This is a genomic window from Variovorax pasteuri, assembly GCF_051216435.1.
Lineage (GTDB): Bacteria > Pseudomonadota > Gammaproteobacteria > Burkholderiales > Burkholderiaceae_C > Variovorax.
Genome location: NZ_JBPJZS010000010.1, coordinates 156,695 through 172,134 on the forward strand (window position 1 = coordinate 156,695; position 15,440 = coordinate 172,134).

16 protein-coding genes are annotated in these 15,440 nt (G+C 68.8%); 9 read left to right on the plus strand and 7 right to left on the minus strand.

Annotated elements, in window-relative coordinates; genetic code table 11:
• Positions 1–2 precede the first annotated feature (2 nt).
• From ACSFBM_RS28790 to ACSFBM_RS28800, 3 genes are all read left to right on the plus strand, one after another.
• The gene (locus tag ACSFBM_RS28790; protein ID WP_435441089.1) at positions 3–386 is read left to right on the plus strand and encodes a YraN family protein; all 384 of its coding nucleotides are present in this window, start codon (positions 3–5) and stop codon (positions 384–386) included.
• 90 nt (positions 387–476) lie between these two features.
• A complete protein-coding gene (locus ACSFBM_RS28795) occupies positions 477–1,121 on the plus strand; it encodes an SIS domain-containing protein (RefSeq protein WP_435441088.1) in 645 nt (214 codons plus the stop codon).
• A complete protein-coding gene (locus tag ACSFBM_RS28800; RefSeq protein WP_435487445.1) occupies positions 1,118–1,909 on the plus strand; it encodes a BON domain-containing protein in 792 nt (263 codons plus the stop codon). The genes ACSFBM_RS28795 and ACSFBM_RS28800 overlap by 4 nt, the downstream gene beginning before the upstream one ends.
• 145 nt (positions 1,910–2,054) lie before the next feature.
• Here ACSFBM_RS28800 and ACSFBM_RS28805 read toward each other — a convergent pair whose 3' ends face one another.
• On the minus strand, positions 2,055–2,963 hold the full coding sequence (locus ACSFBM_RS28805) for an NAD(P)-dependent oxidoreductase (protein WP_435487446.1): 909 nt from the start codon (positions 2,961–2,963) through the stop codon (positions 2,055–2,057).
• Positions 2,964–3,051: 88 nt separating this feature from the next.
• Here ACSFBM_RS28805 and ACSFBM_RS28810 point away from each other — a divergent pair, with 88 nt between their 5' ends.
• A complete protein-coding gene (locus tag ACSFBM_RS28810; RefSeq protein ID WP_435487447.1) occupies positions 3,052–3,546 on the plus strand; it encodes a MerR family transcriptional regulator in 495 nt (164 codons plus the stop codon).
• Complete coding sequence (locus ACSFBM_RS28815) at positions 3,543–5,093, plus strand: MFS transporter (protein ID WP_435487448.1); 1,551 nt, start codon at positions 3,543–3,545, stop codon at positions 5,091–5,093. The genes ACSFBM_RS28810 and ACSFBM_RS28815 overlap by 4 nt, the downstream gene beginning before the upstream one ends.
• A 44-nt stretch (positions 5,094–5,137) precedes the next feature.
• Here ACSFBM_RS28815 and ACSFBM_RS28820 read toward each other — a convergent pair whose 3' ends face one another.
• Positions 5,138–6,274 carry a PilT/PilU family type 4a pilus ATPase gene (locus ACSFBM_RS28820; protein WP_435487449.1) on the minus strand — a complete coding sequence of 379 codons (1,137 nt, stop codon included), beginning with the start codon at positions 6,272–6,274 and terminating at the stop codon, positions 5,138–5,140.
• Positions 6,275–6,410: 136 nt separating this feature from the next.
• Entirely contained in the window at positions 6,411–7,454 is a 1,044-nt protein-coding gene (locus ACSFBM_RS28825; protein WP_435487450.1) for a type IV pilus twitching motility protein PilT, read from the minus strand.
• Positions 7,455–7,505: 51 nt separating this feature from the next.
• Here ACSFBM_RS28825 and ACSFBM_RS28830 point away from each other — a divergent pair, with 51 nt between their 5' ends.
• Positions 7,506–8,216 carry a YggS family pyridoxal phosphate-dependent enzyme gene (locus ACSFBM_RS28830; RefSeq protein ID WP_435487451.1) on the plus strand — a complete coding sequence of 237 codons (711 nt, stop codon included), beginning with the start codon at positions 7,506–7,508 and terminating at the stop codon, positions 8,214–8,216.
• Positions 8,217–8,219: 3 nt separating this feature from the next.
• Here ACSFBM_RS28830 and ACSFBM_RS28835 read toward each other — a convergent pair whose 3' ends face one another.
• Both ACSFBM_RS28835 and ACSFBM_RS28840 read right to left on the minus strand, forming a co-directional pair.
• The gene (locus ACSFBM_RS28835; protein ID WP_435487452.1) at positions 8,220–8,687 is read right to left on the minus strand and encodes an Lrp/AsnC ligand binding domain-containing protein; all 468 of its coding nucleotides are present in this window, start codon (positions 8,685–8,687) and stop codon (positions 8,220–8,222) included.
• 159 nt (positions 8,688–8,846) lie between these two features.
• Positions 8,847–9,269 carry a hypothetical protein gene (locus tag ACSFBM_RS28840; protein WP_435487453.1) on the minus strand — a complete coding sequence of 141 codons (423 nt, stop codon included), beginning with the start codon at positions 9,267–9,269 and terminating at the stop codon, positions 8,847–8,849.
• A gap of 212 nt (positions 9,270–9,481) precedes the next feature.
• Between ACSFBM_RS28840 and ACSFBM_RS28845 the strand changes: the two genes are divergently transcribed.
• The 3 genes from ACSFBM_RS28845 (at position 9,482) to ACSFBM_RS28855 (ending at position 12,283) form a co-directional block, all read left to right on the plus strand.
• Complete coding sequence (locus ACSFBM_RS28845) at positions 9,482–10,753, plus strand: Glu/Leu/Phe/Val family dehydrogenase (protein WP_435487454.1); 1,272 nt, start codon at positions 9,482–9,484, stop codon at positions 10,751–10,753.
• Between the two features lie 33 nt (positions 10,754–10,786).
• Complete coding sequence (locus ACSFBM_RS28850) at positions 10,787–11,440, plus strand: nucleoside/nucleotide kinase family protein (protein WP_435487455.1); 654 nt, start codon at positions 10,787–10,789, stop codon at positions 11,438–11,440.
• 84 nt (positions 11,441–11,524) lie between these two features.
• On the plus strand, positions 11,525–12,283 hold the full coding sequence (locus tag ACSFBM_RS28855; protein ID WP_435487456.1) for a DUF2242 domain-containing protein: 759 nt from the start codon (positions 11,525–11,527) through the stop codon (positions 12,281–12,283).
• Positions 12,284–12,311: 28 nt separating this feature from the next.
• Here ACSFBM_RS28855 and rocF read toward each other — a convergent pair whose 3' ends face one another.
• On the minus strand, positions 12,312–13,232 hold the full coding sequence (rocF, locus tag ACSFBM_RS28860; protein WP_435487457.1) for an arginase: 921 nt from the start codon (positions 13,230–13,232) through the stop codon (positions 12,312–12,314).
• Complete coding sequence (locus ACSFBM_RS28865) at positions 13,229–15,301, minus strand: prolyl oligopeptidase family serine peptidase (RefSeq protein WP_435487458.1); 2,073 nt, start codon at positions 15,299–15,301, stop codon at positions 13,229–13,231. The genes rocF and ACSFBM_RS28865 overlap by 4 nt, the downstream gene beginning before the upstream one ends.
• Positions 15,302–15,440 lie beyond the last annotated feature (139 nt).

Consider the following 15,440-nt stretch of genomic DNA (forward strand, 5'->3'; position numbering starts at 1 on the left):
CCATGAAGACCACCACCACGAAGACCACGAAGCATCGCGGCGATGCGGCGGAAGACGCCGCGCTCGACCACCTGCAGGACGCCGGCCTGACGCTGGTCGCGCGCAATTATCGGACGCCCGGGCGCGGCGGCGGCGAGATCGACCTGATCATGCGCGACGCGCGCCGTCCGCCGGAGGCCACGCTGGTGTTCGTCGAAGTGCGCCAGCGCAGCACCGGCACGCACGGCGGCGCGGGCGGCAGCATCACGGGTGTGAAGCAGCGGCGCATCGTGTTTGCCGCGCAGCATTTCCTGAACGGGCTGCGCACGGTGCCGCCCTGCCGGTTCGACGTGGTGCTGGTGGAGGAGAAAATCACCTGGCTCCAGGGCGCCTTCGACGCCGGCTGAAGTGCCCCCCGTGCGGGGAACCGAAGCCTTGGCTTGCGGCTCCACCACTCACACCTTTTGTTTCACAACCCCCAGTTATCATCGCGCCTCATGCTCGAGCAACGGATTCAGCAGCACTTCATTGACAGTGCCGACCTCAAATACCAGACCGGACCGGTCCTCAGCAAACCCATCTCTCAAGCGATGCAGGCCATCCTGGCCTGCGTGACCAGCGGCGGCAAGGTGCTGGCCTGCGGTTCGGGCGTGTCCGGCCTGCTGGCGGCGCAGTTCGCCGCGCAGTTCGTGGGCCGCTTCGAGCGCGAACGGCCCGAGCTGGGCGCCATTGCGCTGCCCGGCGACACCACCGACCCCGATGCCGACAGCGCCACCGCCATGGACGCCGACCGCTTCGCCCGCCAGGTGCGCGCGCTCGGCCAGGCCGGCGACGTGCTGCTGGCGCTCAGCGCCAGCGGGCAGTCGGCGGCGGTGCTGGCCGCGGTGACGGCCGCGCACGAGCGCGACATGACCGTGGTCGCGCTGCTCGGCAATGCCGTCTCGGGGCCGCCCTCGGCGCCGGGCGCGGGCAGCAGCGGCTCGGGCGGCGCCATCGGCCGCGCGCTGCGCGAAACCGACGTCCAGATCAGCGTGCCGCACGAGCGTGCGGCGCGCATTCACGAAATCCACCAGCTCGCGCTGCACTGCCTGTGCGACGGCGTGGATGCCCAGTTACTCGGAGAACAGGAAGTTTCCTCATGACCTTCACGACCATGACGACGACGTCGACCCAACGCCTTGCCCTTGCCCTCACGTTGGGCGCCGCATTGGTGGGCGGCCTTTCCGCCTGCGTGCCGCTCGTCGTGGGCGGCGCCGCGGTGATGGGCGTGGGCATGGTGGCGACCGACCGCCGCAGCTCGGGCGCGCAGCTCGACGACCAGGGCATCGAGCTGCGGGCCGCGGCCCGCGTGCGCGACATCGCCAACGACAACATGTACGTGAGCGTCACCAGTTACAACCGCCAGGTGCTGCTGACCGGCGCCGTGGGCAGCGACGCCGACCGCCGCCGCGTGGAAGACGAAGTGGGCCGCGTCGTGAACGTGCGCTCCGTGGTCAACGAACTGACCGTGGGCGCGTCCAGCACCTTCCCGGACCGCTCGAACGACCTCTACATCACCGGCAAGGTGAAGGCCTCGCTGCTCGACGCCAAGGACATCTTCGCCAACTCCTTCAAGGTGGTGACCGAGCGCGGCACGGTCTACCTGATGGGCATCGCCACGCGGCGCGAGACCGACCGCGCCACCGAGATCACGCGCGGCGTGAGCGGCGTGGCGAAGGTGGTGCGCGTGGTCGAGATCGTGTCCGAGGCCGACCTGGCAGCCTCCCAGGCCGCCAACCAGAGCGCGGCCCAGCGCGGCGGGCAGGGCCCGGCGCCTGTGACGTCGGCCTCGCCGTCGGCACCGTCCGCGCCTTCGTCGTCGTCGCGCGTGCCGCTGCCGCCGATGGAGCCGCTGCCCCCGAGCGGCGCGACGACCTCGCCGATCCGCTGAGCAAGAAGCGCTGAATCAACAAAGCCCGCTGTTGCGGGCTTTTTTCGTGGAACACCGCGGACCGGCTTTGCCGGGCCGCAGGTGTTGCCCCCCGGCAGGGCGTAGGAGAAGCGGACGCGAAGTGCCGCGAAGCCTGGGGGCGAGCCTATTTCAGCCGGGTGATGAGGCTGGAGGTGTCCCAGCGTTTGCCGCCGGCTTGCTGCACGTCGGCATAGAACTGGTCGACCAGCGCCGTCACCGGCACGCGCGCGCCGTTGCGCTTGGCTTCGTCGAGCACCAGGCCCAGGTCCTTGCGCATCCAGTCGACCGCGAAGCCGTAGTCGAACTTGCCCGCGATCATGGTCTTGCCGCGGTTTTCCATCTGCCAGCTCTGGGCCGCGCCTTTGCTGATGACGCCCAGCACCGCCTCCATGTCGAGCCCGGCGCGCTGGCCGAAGGCAATGGCTTCCGACAGGCCCTGCACCAGTCCGGCAATGGCGATCTGGTTGACCATCTTTGCGAGCTGGCCGGCACCGCTCTCGCCCAGCAGCGTGACCGCGCGCGCGAACGCCATGGCCACCGGCTTGATGCGCTCGAACACGGCCGCGTCGCCGCCGCACATGACGGTGAGCGCGCCGTTCTGAGCGCCGGCCTGGCCGCCCGAGACGGGCGCGTCGATGAAGTGCAGGCCCAGCGCCTGCGCTGCCTTTGCCAGTTCGCGGGCCACGTCGGCCGAAGCGGTGGTGTGGTCGACGAAGGTGGCGCCCTTCTTCATGCCGGCAAAGGCGCCGTCGTCGCCCAGCACCACGGAGCGCAGGTCGTCGTCGTTGCCGACGCAGCAGAACACGATGTCCGCGCCAATGGCGGCTTCGCGCGGGGTCGGGGCGTGCCGCCCGGGTGCGCCGAATTCGGCGGCCCAGGCCTGCGACTTGGCAGGTGTGCGGTTGTAGACCGTGACGCTGTGGCCGGCCTTGGCCAGGTGGCCGGCCATGGGGCCGCCCATGACGCCGAGGCCGAGGAAGGCCACGGTTTGCGCGGGGACGGATTCGTAGGTGCGGGTGTTGATGCTGCTCATGGGGCGACAGCTTAAAGCCATTCCGCCACCGATGTGATGACCCCCAACCTGTACGTGAACGTACAGGTTGGGGCAGAATTGCGTCACCATGACCACTGCACCCGCAGCCACACCGCCCGCCAGCGCCCTCACCGTGCGCGATGCCGCAGCCCGGCTCGGCGTCACCCCGCGCACGCTCAAGTACTACGAAGAACTCGGCATCGTGGTGCCGGTGCGCAGCGAGGGCGGCTACCGCCTGTACGAGCAGGCCGACCTCGACAAGCTGGCGCGCGTGCTGCGCATGCGCTCGCTGGGCTTCTCGCTGCCGGTCATCACCGCCATGCTCCAGCAGCCCATGGACGCGCCGGCCGAAGGAGGCCGTCCGCGGCTGTCGAATGCCTCGCTGAAAACCCTGCGCGAGACGCTCACCGAGCAGCTGGAAACGCTCGATGCGCGCGTCGCCCAGGTCCGCCGCGAACTCAAGGAGGCCGCGGCGTTGCAGGCGCAACTGCGGCGCGACCTCGGCTACGTCGAGCGCCGCCTGGCCGGCGAGCCGGTGGAAGAGGCACTGGCGCAACGCCGCAAGGAGCGGCCCGCGCCATGACGTCTTCGGCCCCGGCATGGCCTTCGCGCGGCAACGCCGCGGTGGCGCTGCTGCCCTGGGCCATCGGCCTCGTCACGGCCATCGACTATTTCGACAACGCACTCTTCGCGTTCTTCGCGAGCTACATCGCCGGCGGCGTCAACGCCTCGCCCGACGAGCTGGTGTGGGCCTCCAGCGCCTACGCGCTGGGCGCGGTGCTCGGCATCCTGCACCAGCACGCGTGGATCGAGCGGCTGGGCTACCGGCGCTACCTGGCCGTCTGCATGTTCGCCTTCGCCGCCGGCGGCGTGGGCGCGGCGCTGTGCGACAGCGCGATGCAGCTGACCGCCGCGCGCGCCGTGCAGGGCTACTTCGTCGGCCCGATGCTGGGCGCCTGCCGCATCCTGATCCAGATCGGCATTCCGCCCGCGCGCCGCGCCAAGGCGCTGAAGGCGTTCATGGTGCTGATCGTCTTCGGCGGCGCGCTGGCGCCCATTGCGGGCGCCTTCCTCGTCACCAACCTCGACTGGCGCTGGCTGTTCGCCAGCACCGCGCCCGTGGCCGCGCTGATCGGGCTGCTGGTGCTGTGGACGCTGCCCGACATCGGCGACGTGCCGGTGCACGAGCGCACCGAGCCGCACTACGTCGCCTACCTGGTGTTCGCGCTCGCGCAGGCCGCGCTGCAGGTGGTGCTGACGCGCTCGCACTTCGAGCTGTTCACCGGCTCGCCCGGGCTCATCGGCCTGACGATCGCCGGCGTGGCGGGGCTGGCCTGGTTCGGCTGGCAGCAGTGGCGGCACCCCGCGCCGCTGGTGCGGCTGCAGGCGTTTCGCCATGCGTCGTTCCGCGTGGGGCTGGCGCTGTACGTCGTCTATTACTACCTCTCCACGGGGTTCAGCTACCTGCTGCCGCGGCTGATGGAGGGCGGGCTCGGCTTCACCGTGGGCAACACCGGCTACTTTACCGGCGTGGTGTCGCTCGCGACCGGGCTGCTGGTGTTCGTCTACCTGCGCTATTCGGCGCGGCTGGCGCGCAAGAAGTGGCTCATCGTCACGGGCTTCGGCATTGCGGCGCTGGCGGCGTGGTGGCTGTCGCAGATGACGCCGCAGGCGGGGCGCGAGGCCTTGCTGCCGGCGCTGCTGCTGCGCGGGCTGCTGATGCTGTTCGTGGTGCTGCCCGTGGCCAACCTCACCTTCAGGCCCTTCGCGGCCGAGGAGTTCGCGCACGGCTACCGGCTGAAGAACCTGGTGCGCCAGCTCGCCATTTCCTTCGCGACCTCGTCGGTCATCGCGCTTCAGCAGCACCGGCTGGCGCTGCACGAGGTGCGCCTGAGCGAATCGGCGAACCCGGCCAATGCCAGCTTCATGCAGGCACTGGATTCGCTGACCCAGGGGTTCGTCGCGTTGGGCCATGCGGCGGGCGAGGCGCATGCCATGGCGCTGGGCACGCTGTACCGCACGCTCGAGCAGCAGGCCACGTTCATGGCCTCGCTGGACGGGTTCGCCGCGATGGCGGTGATTGCGCTGGTGGCGGGGGTGTTCGCCGCGTGGCAGCGAACGATCGATTGACGGCGCCCGGGGCGCTCAGACGATCGCGAATATCGAATACGCGCTCAGACGATCGCGAAGTGCTCGGTGCCCGCCGCCAGGTCGCTGCTGCGCGCGCGCTGGCTGTTGAGCTTGATCTGCAGCCGCAGGTCGTTCGCCGAATCGGCGTTGCGAATGGCGTCCTCGAAGGTGATCGAGTGGCTTTCGAACAAATCGAACAGCGCCTGGTCGAAGGTCTGCATGCCCAGGTTGCGGCTCTTCTTCATGATCTCCTTGATCTCGCCCACCTCGCCCTTGAAGATCAGGTCGGAGATCAGCGGCGTGTTCAGCAGCACTTCCACCGCAGCCACGCGGCCCTGGCCGTCCTCGGTGGGCACCAGCCGCTGCGACACCAGCGAACGCAGGTTGAGCGACAGGTCCATCAGCAGCTGGGCGCGGCGCTCTTCGGGGAAGAAGTTGATGATCCGGTCCAGCGCCTGGTTGGCGCTGTTGGCGTGCAGCGTGGCCATGCACAGGTGACCGGTCTCGGCGAAGGCCACGGCGTGCTCCATGGTCTCGCGGTCGCGGATTTCGCCCATCAGGATCACGTCGGGTGCCTGGCGCAGCGTGTTCTTCAGCGCGGCTTCCCAGCTGTCGGTGTCGATGCCCACTTCGCGCTGCGTGATCACGCAGTTCTTGTGCGGGTGCACGAACTCGACCGGGTCTTCCACCGTCACGATGTGGCCGAAGGAGTTCTCGTTGCGCCAGTCGATCATGGCGGCCAGCGTGGTCGACTTGCCCGAGCCCGTGGCGCCCACCATGATGGTGAGGCCGCGCTTGGTCATGGCCACGTCCTTCAGCACCTGCGGCATGCCCAGGCCGTCGATGGTCGGCAGCTTGGCGGGAATGGTCCGCAGCACCATGCCGACCTTGCCCTGCTGCACGAAGGCGTTCACCCGGAAGCGGCCGATGCCGGTCGGCGAGATCGCGAAGTTGCACTCCTTGGTGCGCTCGAACTCGGCCGTCTGCCGGTCGTTCATGACCGAGCGCGTGAGCGCCAGCGTGTGCTGCGCGCCCAGCGCCTGCTGCGACACCTTGGTGACCTTGCCGTCGACCTTGATGGCCGGCGGAAAGTCGGCCGTGATGAACAGGTCGCTGCCGCTGCGGCTCACCATGAGCTTGAGCAGGTCGTTGATGAACTGGCTGGCTTGATCGCGTTCCATGAGAGCGCTCCTTGATCTGTTTAGATTGAACCCGCTGGCGGCCGACCGCCGGGCCGCCCCAAGGCGGCCGCGCCTCCCCCCCGGGGGGTGGAGTTACACGCAGCGCAGCGAAGTGAAAAGCTGGGGGGCCGCATGACTAGCCAGGGAAATTCTCTGGGATCTTTGCCTTGCCGCGGGCTTCGGCAGCCGAGATGGCATTGCGGCGCACCAGGTCGGTCAGGTTCTGGTCGAGCGTCTGCATGCCCTGGCCCTGGCCGGTCTGGATGGTGGAGTACATCTGCGCCACCTTGGCCTCGCGGATCAGGTTGCGGATGGCCGGCGTGCCCAGCATGATCTCGTGCGCCGCCACACGGCCCTGGCCGTCCTTGGTCTTGCACAGGGTCTGCGAGATCACGGCCTGCAGCGACTCGGACAGCATGGCGCGGATCATTTCCTTCTCTTCGCCGGGGAACACGTCGATGATCCGGTCGATCGTCTTGGCGGCCGAGGAGGTGTGCAGCGTGCCGAACACCAGGTGGCCCGTTTCGGCCGCGGTCATCGCCAGGCGAATGGTTTCCAGGTCGCGCAGCTCGCCCACCAAAATGGCGTCCGGGTCTTCGCGCAGGGCGGAGCGCAGCGCGTTGGAGAACGACAGCGTCATCGGGCCGACCTCGCGCTGGTTGATCAGGCACTTCTTGGACTCGTGCACGAACTCGATCGGGTCTTCCACCGTGAGGATGTGGCCGTACTCGTTTTCGTTGAGGTAGTTGACCATTGCGGCCAGCGTGGTCGACTTGCCCGAACCCGTAGGCCCCGTCACCAGCACCAGCCCGCGCGGCTTGAGCGCGAGCTCGCCGAAAATCTTCGGCGCATTCAGCTGCTCCAGCGTGAGGATCTTCGAGGGAATGGTCCGGAACACCGCCGCCGCGCCGCGCGCCTGGTTGAAGGCGTTCACGCGGAAGCGCGCGAGGCCGTCGATCTCGAAGGAGAAGTCGACCTCCAGGAATTCTTCGTAGTGCTTGCGGTGCGTGTCGCTCATGATGTCGTACACCATGGCGTGCACGCCCTTGTGATCGAGCGCGTCCACGTTGATGCGGCGCACGTCGCCGTTGACGCGGATCATGGGCGGCAGGCCTGCGGAAAGGTGCAGGTCGGACGCTTTGTTCTTGACGCTGAATGCCAGCAATTGGGTGATGTCCACAGGGCTCCTCGGCTCGGGTGCGGTGACGTTTTGATACGATTTTGGACGATTATGACGATGATTGGCGACGACCTCCAGCAAGTAAACAACCGGATCGCGAAGGCATGTGTAACGGCCGGGCGCGCGCCCGGCGAGGTGCGGCTGCTGGCAGTGTCCAAGACCTTCGGCCCGCAGGCCGTGCGCGAGGCGCATGCGGCCGGCCAGACGGCCTTCGGCGAGAACTACGTGCAGGAGGGGCTGGACAAGATCGAGGCGCTGGCCGACCTTCGCGCCAGCCTTCAGTGGCACTGCATCGGCCCTCTGCAAAGCAACAAGACGCGGCCCGTGGCCGAGCAGTTCGACTGGGTCCACAGCATCGACCGCCTGAAGATCGCCGAGCGCCTGTCGGCCCAGCGGCCGGCCCATCTGCCGCCGCTGAATGTGTGCCTTCAGGTCAATGTGGACGGGGGCGCGAACAAGTCGGGCGTGGCGCCGCAAGAGGCCGTGGCGCTGGCCCGCGCTGTGGCGGCGTTGCCACAGCTGCGGCTGCGCGGGCTCATGGCGATCCCCGAGCCGGCAGAGGGTTTCGACGCACAGCGCGAGCTGTTCCTGCGCGCGCATGCGGTGTTCGAGTCGATTCGCGCGGCGGGCATTGCGGGCGTGGAGCTCGACACGCTCTCGCTGGGGATGAGCGCGGACCTCGAAGCGGCCATCAGCGCCGGTAGCACGATGGTTCGCGTCGGCACCGCGATCTTCGGCGGCCGGGCGCGCAAGCCCGCGTAGGCTTCAGACGCCGAGCGGCAGGCGCGCGCTGCTCTTGACTTCTTCCATCACCGCATAGGTCCGCGTTTCCCGCACGCCGGGCAACTGCCACAGCACGGTGCCGGCGAACTCGCGGTAGGCGGCCATGTCGGCCATGCGGGTCTTGAGCAGGTAGTCGAAGCCGCCCGCGACCATGTGGCATTCCATGATCTCGTCGCGCACCTGCACGGCGGCCTTGAACTGGTCGAACACGTTCGCCGTGGTGCGGTCCAGCAGCACCTCGACGAACACGGTGAAGCCGCGGCCCAGCTTGTGCGGATCGAGCCGCGCCTCGTAGCCCTGGATGAACCCTTCGCGCGTGAGCCGCTGCACCCGTGCCAGCACCGCGGTGGGCGACAGCGCCACCGCCTCGGCGAGCTTGAGGTTGGTGATGCGGCCATCCTCCTGAAGGGTCTTCAGCAGCCGGAGATCGATGCGGTCCAGGTCGAGCATCGGAGGATTATCCGGCGCGGGTGTCGATCGGCGGCGGAAGATGCGGCCTATGGCAGCCGGCTATAGGAGATAGAACCAAGGAAGTGCCCTTGGCCTACCCTTTGGTGTTCGTTTTCTCTGCGACTTGTGCGGGCGCATGCACAGGGCGCCCCGAACCAATCAGCGAACCGAAGTCAGCGGCTGGGCTTGTGCCTGCGCCCCGGCCTGGCCGGACATGTAGTTCGCCACGGCCTGGCGGTACCCCGGCTGCGTCACGTCTGCACCGGCCTCGCCGTTCTGCCTGGCCGCCAGGCCCGACTGCATCCACAGCCGCGTATCGGCAGCCACCGCGGCCCGGGTGTTCGTCGAGACCACGGCGGCCTGCTGCGAGATGCCGTCGGTGTAGCCCTGGGTGGGCGCGGCCTTGAGCCATTGCTGCGTGTCGGCAGCGACGACGGCGCGCGTGATCGACGAGGTCGTCGCCACGGGGCGCGGGTCGCCCTCGGCGTAGTTGCCGGCAAAGCTGGGCGCCGAAATCAGGCCGAGCACGGCGGCGATGGCGGCGGTGCCCAGGAGGCGGGTGGCGTTCGGTTGCTGGGTCATTCGGGAAGCTCCTTGAGGTTGCTGTGGTTGGTGAGTCCACTCTAGGGAGCGCATCCGCCGGATCGATAACCCGTCGATGACGGTTTCGTCATGTGCGGCGGGCGCCGCCCCAACGTCTCTTGCATAACCGCCAGCGCGCCGCGCATAAGCCATGGCGTCGCGCGCGGGACAGGTCTATCGTTGTGCCCATCCGTTCAACCCTGGGATCTCTCATGAGTGAAAAACTCTCCTTCGTCAGCCCGACCGCCAACAGCCCGTGGGGCACGTACCTTTCGCAGGTCGACCGCGTCGTGCCGTACCTCGGCCCGCTGGCCCGCTGGGTCGAAACGCTCAAGCGACCCAAGCGTGCGCTGATCGTGGACGTGCCGATCGAGATGGACGACGGCACCATCGCCCACTTCGAGGGCTACCGCGTGCAGCACAACATGAGCCGCGGCCCGGGCAAGGGCGGCGTGCGCTTCCACCCCGACGTCACGCTCGAAGAAGTGATGGCCCTGTCGGCCTGGATGACCATCAAGACCGCCGCCGTGAACCTGCCGTACGGCGGCGCCAAGGGCGGCATCCGCGTCGACCCGAAGAAGCTCTCGCTGCAGGAGCTCGAGAAGATCACCCGCCGCTACACCAGCGAGATCGGCATCATCATCGGCCCGCACACCGACATTCCCGCACCCGACGTCAACACCAACGGCCAGATCATGGCCTGGATGATGGACACCTACTCGATGAACGTCGGCGGCACCGCCACCGGCGTCGTCACCGGCAAGCCGCTGCACCTGGGCGGCTCGCTGGGCCGGGTCAAGGCCACCGGCCGCGGCGTGTTCGTCACCGGCCGAGAGGCTGCCCGCCGACTGGGCATGGACCTGCGCGGCGCGCGCATCGCGGTGCAGGGCTTCGGCAACGTGGGCTCGGTCGCGGCCGAACTGTTCGCGGAAGCCGGCGCCAAGATCGTGGCCGTGCAGGACCACACCGGCACCATCGTCAACAGCAACGGCCTCGACCTGGCAACGCTGATCCCCATTGCCAACAAGGACGGCGTGATCGCCTTCAAGGGCGGCGACGTGGTGCCCAACGATGCCTTCTGGGACACGGCCTGCGACATCCTGATCCCGGCCGCGCTCGAAGGCCAGATCACCGCCGAACGCGCGAAGAAAACCACCGCCAAGCTGGTGCTGGAAGGCGCCAACGGCCCGACCGTGCCGGTGGCCGACGACATCCTCGCCGAGCGCGGCGTGCTGGTGGTGCCCGACGTGATCTGCAACGCCGGCGGCGTGACGGTGAGCTACTTCGAATGGGTGCAGGACTTCTCGTCGTTCTTCTGGGACGAGGACGAGATCAACGTGCGCCTGGACCGCATCATGATGAACGCGCTCAACCAGATCTGGGACACCGCGGACAAGCACAAGATCACGCTGCGCACGGCAACGTACGCGGTGGCTTGCGAGCGCATCCTGATGGCGCGCCAGGAACGCGGCCTGTACCCGTGATTTTTTGACGGGAAGGGGTTGTACCCTCGGGGCATGACCAGCATCCCCGTGCAGAAACTCCCTCCCATTCCTGCAGACAGCCTCGCCCGCCTGCACGACCTGATGGCCGGCCGGCAGCGCAAGCTGCTGGGCCTGGTCGGCGCCCCCGGCGCCGGCAAGTCCACGCTGGCGGCGGCACTCCTCGAGGCCATCGGCGCCGACCGCGCCCAGGTCGTCCCCATGGACGGCTTCCACCTCGCCAACGTCGAGCTGCAACGGCTCGGCCGGGCCGGCCGCAAGGGCGCGCCCGACACCTTCGACAGCGCCGGCTACGTCGCCCTGCTGCAGCGCCTGCGCGAACAGCGCCCCGACGGCGACATCGTCTATGCGCCCGAATTCCGCCGCGAGATCGAGGAGCCGGTGGCCGGCGCCATCGCCGTGCTGCCGGGCACGCAGCTGGTCATCACCGAAGGCAACTACCTGCTGCACGACGTCGGCCCGTGGGCCGGAGCGGCGGCAATGCTCGACGAGGTCTGGTACGTGGACATCGACGACGCCCTGCGCGAAGCGCGCCTGGTGCGGCGCCACCAGCAGTTCGGCCGCAGTGCCGAGGAGGCTCGCGCCTGGGTCGACAGCACCGACGCGCCCAATGCGCGGCTGATCGCGGCGACGCGGGTGCGCGCGCAGCACGTGCTTCCCTGGTCCTGAAAATTTGGCGCGGCGGGGAACGCCGGACCGCGGGCAGGCTCGAAGCCTTGCCGGCGCGCGACGCCGGTTAGCATCCGCCGCTTCATGCCGACCATGCACCTCACTTCATCTGCTTCTTCTTTCTCCTTCGTTCGCGCCCCGGTCCTGCTGCTGGGCCTGGTGTCCGCGCTCGTTCTGGCCGGCTGCGGCACCAGTTCGCGCCGCGTCACCTACGAGCCCGAGGAGTTCGGCTCCACCACCACCCACACCCGCAACTACGAGGCCACCGAGGCCCAGACCTGCGAGGCGGCGCGCCGCGCGCTGCTGAGCCAGGGCTACATGATCACGGCCGCCAACGCCGACCTGGTGACCGGGCGCAAGAGCTTCCAGCCGGCGGCCGAGGTGCATGTGGAGGTCGAGTTCCGGGTGGTCTGCGCGCTGGAGGGCGGCAGGGGCACCAGGGGCACCAAGGGCGGCACCGCCAGCAAGAGCACGGTGGCCTTCGTGACCGCGCTGCAGGACCGCTACGGCATCAAGAAGGTGAACAACTCGGCCAGCGTGGGCGTGGGCGCGATCGGCTCGCTGTCGCTGCCGTTCTCGGCCAGCGACGACGCCATGGTGAAGGTGGCGAGCGAAACGCTGACCGACGAGCGCTTCTACGACCGTTTCTTTGCGCTGCTCGACCGCTTCCTCGAAGGCCCCGAAGGCGCTGAAGACGCCAGCGACAGCCAGGCCGAGGCCCCCGCCCAACCGCCCGCCGCAACGTCGCCTGCCGCGCCTGCCGCGCCTGCCGCGCCTGCCGCGCCGGCTGCGCCAGCGCCGGTCATGACCTTTCCCGTGCCTTCGTCCCCGAGCCGCGGCTGACGGCGGCCCGGCCCCGCGGGGCTCAACGTCAACGCACCAGCGTCGACTTGCCGAACAGGCTCTCGATCAGCTCCACCGCCACCTCGGCCGTCTGGTTGCGTACGTCCAGCGCGGGGTTCAGCTCCACCACGTCGACGGAGCCCAGCCGCCCGGTGTCGGAGATCATTTCCATGCACAGCTGCATCTCGCGGTAGGTCGGCCCGCCGCGCACGCCGGTGCCCACACCGGGCGCAATGCCGGGGTCCAGGCAGTCGAGGTCGAAGCTCACGTGCAGGTGGGTGTCTTCGTCCACGTCCTGCAGCGCCTCGGTCATGGTGGTGCGCATGCCGTGCTCGTCGATGTGGCGCATGTCGAACACATGCAGGCCCAGGGTGCGAATGGCTTTCTTCTCGTCGCTGTCGACGCTGCGGATACCGATGAAGCGGATGGCGTCGGGCTGCAGCGCCGCGCGCTCGCCGCTCCAGCCCGTGAGCACCGCGGGCCCGTGGCCCAGCAGGCACGACACCGGCATGCCGTGCAGGTTGCCGCTGGGGCTCGTGGTTTCGGTGTTGACGTCGGAGTGCGCGTCGAGCCACAGCACGCGCAGCTTCTTGCCGCGCTGGCGCGCATGCCAGGCCACGGCGCTGATCGAGCCGATGGCCAGGCAGTGGTCACCGCCCAGCATCACCGGCACATGGCCTGCGCCCAGCGCGCTGTCGACGGCCGTGTACACCGAGCGGTTCCACGCGATCACCTCGTCGAGGTGGCGCAGCCCGTTGGCCGGGGCCGTCCAGGGCGTGGCCGGGCCTGCGAGGTTGCCGCGGTCGATGATCGCGAAGCCCTGCCCCGCGAGCGCCTCCGCGAGGCCGGCCACGCGCAGCGCGTCGGGCCCCATGCCGGCGCCGCGCACGCTGGCGCCGATGTCGGTCGGCGCGCCGATCAGTTCGAGGGTGGTGGGGTCATTGCTCATTTCGGCTTCCTCAGGTGTTGCCACAGGTACGCATAGCCCAGCGCGTCCATGAAGGCGGACTCCTTGTTGTCCGTGGCCGCGCTGTGGCCACCTGCCAGGTTCTCGTAGAAGCTGCTGTCGTGGCCCAGCGCCACCATCTTCGCGTGCATCTTGCGCGCATGCACCGGGCCCACACGGTCGTCGCGGGTGGAGGTGGTGAACAGGGCGGGCGGATAGGCCCGGCCGGCCTCCGCGTTCTCGTAGGGGGAGAAGGTCTTGATGAACGCCCATTCGTCGGGCTGCTCCGGGTCGCCGTATTCCGCGATCCACGACGCGCCGGCCGACAGCTGCGTGTAGCGCCGCATGTCGAGCAGCGCCACCTCGCTCACGATGGCGCCGTACAGCTGCGGGTACAGCGTGAGCATGTTGCCCATCAGCAGGCCGCCGTTGCTGCCGCCCATCGCGCCCAGGTGCGCGGGCGAGGTGATCCTGCGTGCGATGAGGTCTTCGGACACGGCCGCGAAATCCTCGCAGGTGCGCAGCCGGTTCTCCTGCAGCGCGGCCTGGTGCCAGCGCGGGCCGTACTCGCCGCCGCCGCGGATGTTGGCAATGACGTACACGCCGCCCTGGTCGAGCCACGCCCGGCCGATGCTGCCGCTGTAGCTGGGCTGCAGCGAGATCTCGAAGCCGCCGTAGGCGTACTGCAGCGTGGGGTTGGTGCCGTCGGCCTTCAGGTCTTTGGCGGCAATCTCGAAGTAGGGCACGCGCGTGCCGTCCTTCGAGGCGGTGAAGTGCTGGCTCACGCGGTAGCGCGAGGCGTCGAAGAAGGCGGGGCTGTCCTTCAGCACCTGGGGCTCGCCCTGGCCGATGGTGCCGATGTAGAGCGTGGTCGGCTGCAGGAAGCCGCTCACGGTGAGGAAGTAGTCGTCGTTCTCGTCCTCGTCGATGCCGCCCGCCGCGATGGTCGACAGCGCCGGTGCGCCGCCCAGGCTTTCGCGTGTCCACGCGCCCTTGCCGTCGGCCGGGGGCGTGAGCACTTCGAGCCGGTTCACCACGTCGTGCATCACGTTGACGATCAGGTGGTGGCGCGTCCATGAATGGCTGTCCAGCGCGGTGGTGTCGTCGGGCGCGAACAGCACGGTGAGTTCGCGCCGGCCGGCCATGTAGTCGTCGAATTTCGTGGCCAGCAGCGAGCCCGACTTGTACGTGGTGCCGCCCACGGTCCAGTCGGTGCGCGGCTCGATCAGCATCCACTCGCGCGTGATCTCGGCCAGGGAGTCGTCGGGCACGTCGATCTTGGCGAGCGCGCCGTCGGCGCCGCGCAGCCAGGTCTCGCTGTCGTAGAAGTCGATCTGGCGCGAGACGTAGTCACGCTCGAAGCCGGGCGTGTTGTCGCGGTAGGCGCCGACGGACATGTCCTCGTGCAGGCCTTCGTACACCGTCACGGCGCTTTCCAGCGGCGTGCCGCGACGCCACTCCTTCACGATGCGCGGGTAGCTAGAGCTGGTCATCGAGCCGGGGCCGAAGTCGGTGGCCACGTACAGGTGGTCGATGTCCTTCCAGCCCACGTGGTTCTTCGCCTCGGGCAGCGTGAAGCCGCCTTCGACGAACTGGCTCGTTTCCAGGTCGAACTCGCGCACCACGTCGGCGTCGGCACCGCCTCGCGACAGCGAGATCAGGCAGCGCTTGTAGTCGGGGTCCAGGCAGTCGGCGCCGTGCCAGACCCAGTTCTCCTGGTCGGCCGCGGCCAGCGCGTCGAGGTCGAGCACGGTCTCCCAGGCGGGCTGCGGCTTGCGGTATTCCTCGAGCGTGGTGCGGCGCCACAGGCCCTTCGGATGCGCCTTGTCGCGCCAGAAGTTGTAGAAGCGTGCGCCGATCTTGCGCACCATCGGAATGCGCTCTTCCGAGTCGAGCACCTCGAGGATGCCCTGCTGGAGCGCATCGAACGCGGGCGACTGGGCGTACGCCTGCACGGTGAGCGCGTTCTGCGCGCGGGCCCAGTCGAGCTGCTTCTCGCCGTCGATGTCTTCGAGCCAGAGGTGGTCGTCTTGCGCTGGTTGCAGCGATTGCGGGGGGAGGCTGGATGTCATGGCCTCAGTGTACGGAGGCCGTGTGAAAGACGCCCCGCACAAGCCCCTGGGCGCACCCGTCGCGGCCCCGCCGGGCATGCGGAACCTTTCCCTTACTCCGGGCAAACCCCTGCCCCGCCGGTGCCTTCCCCCCGGTGGA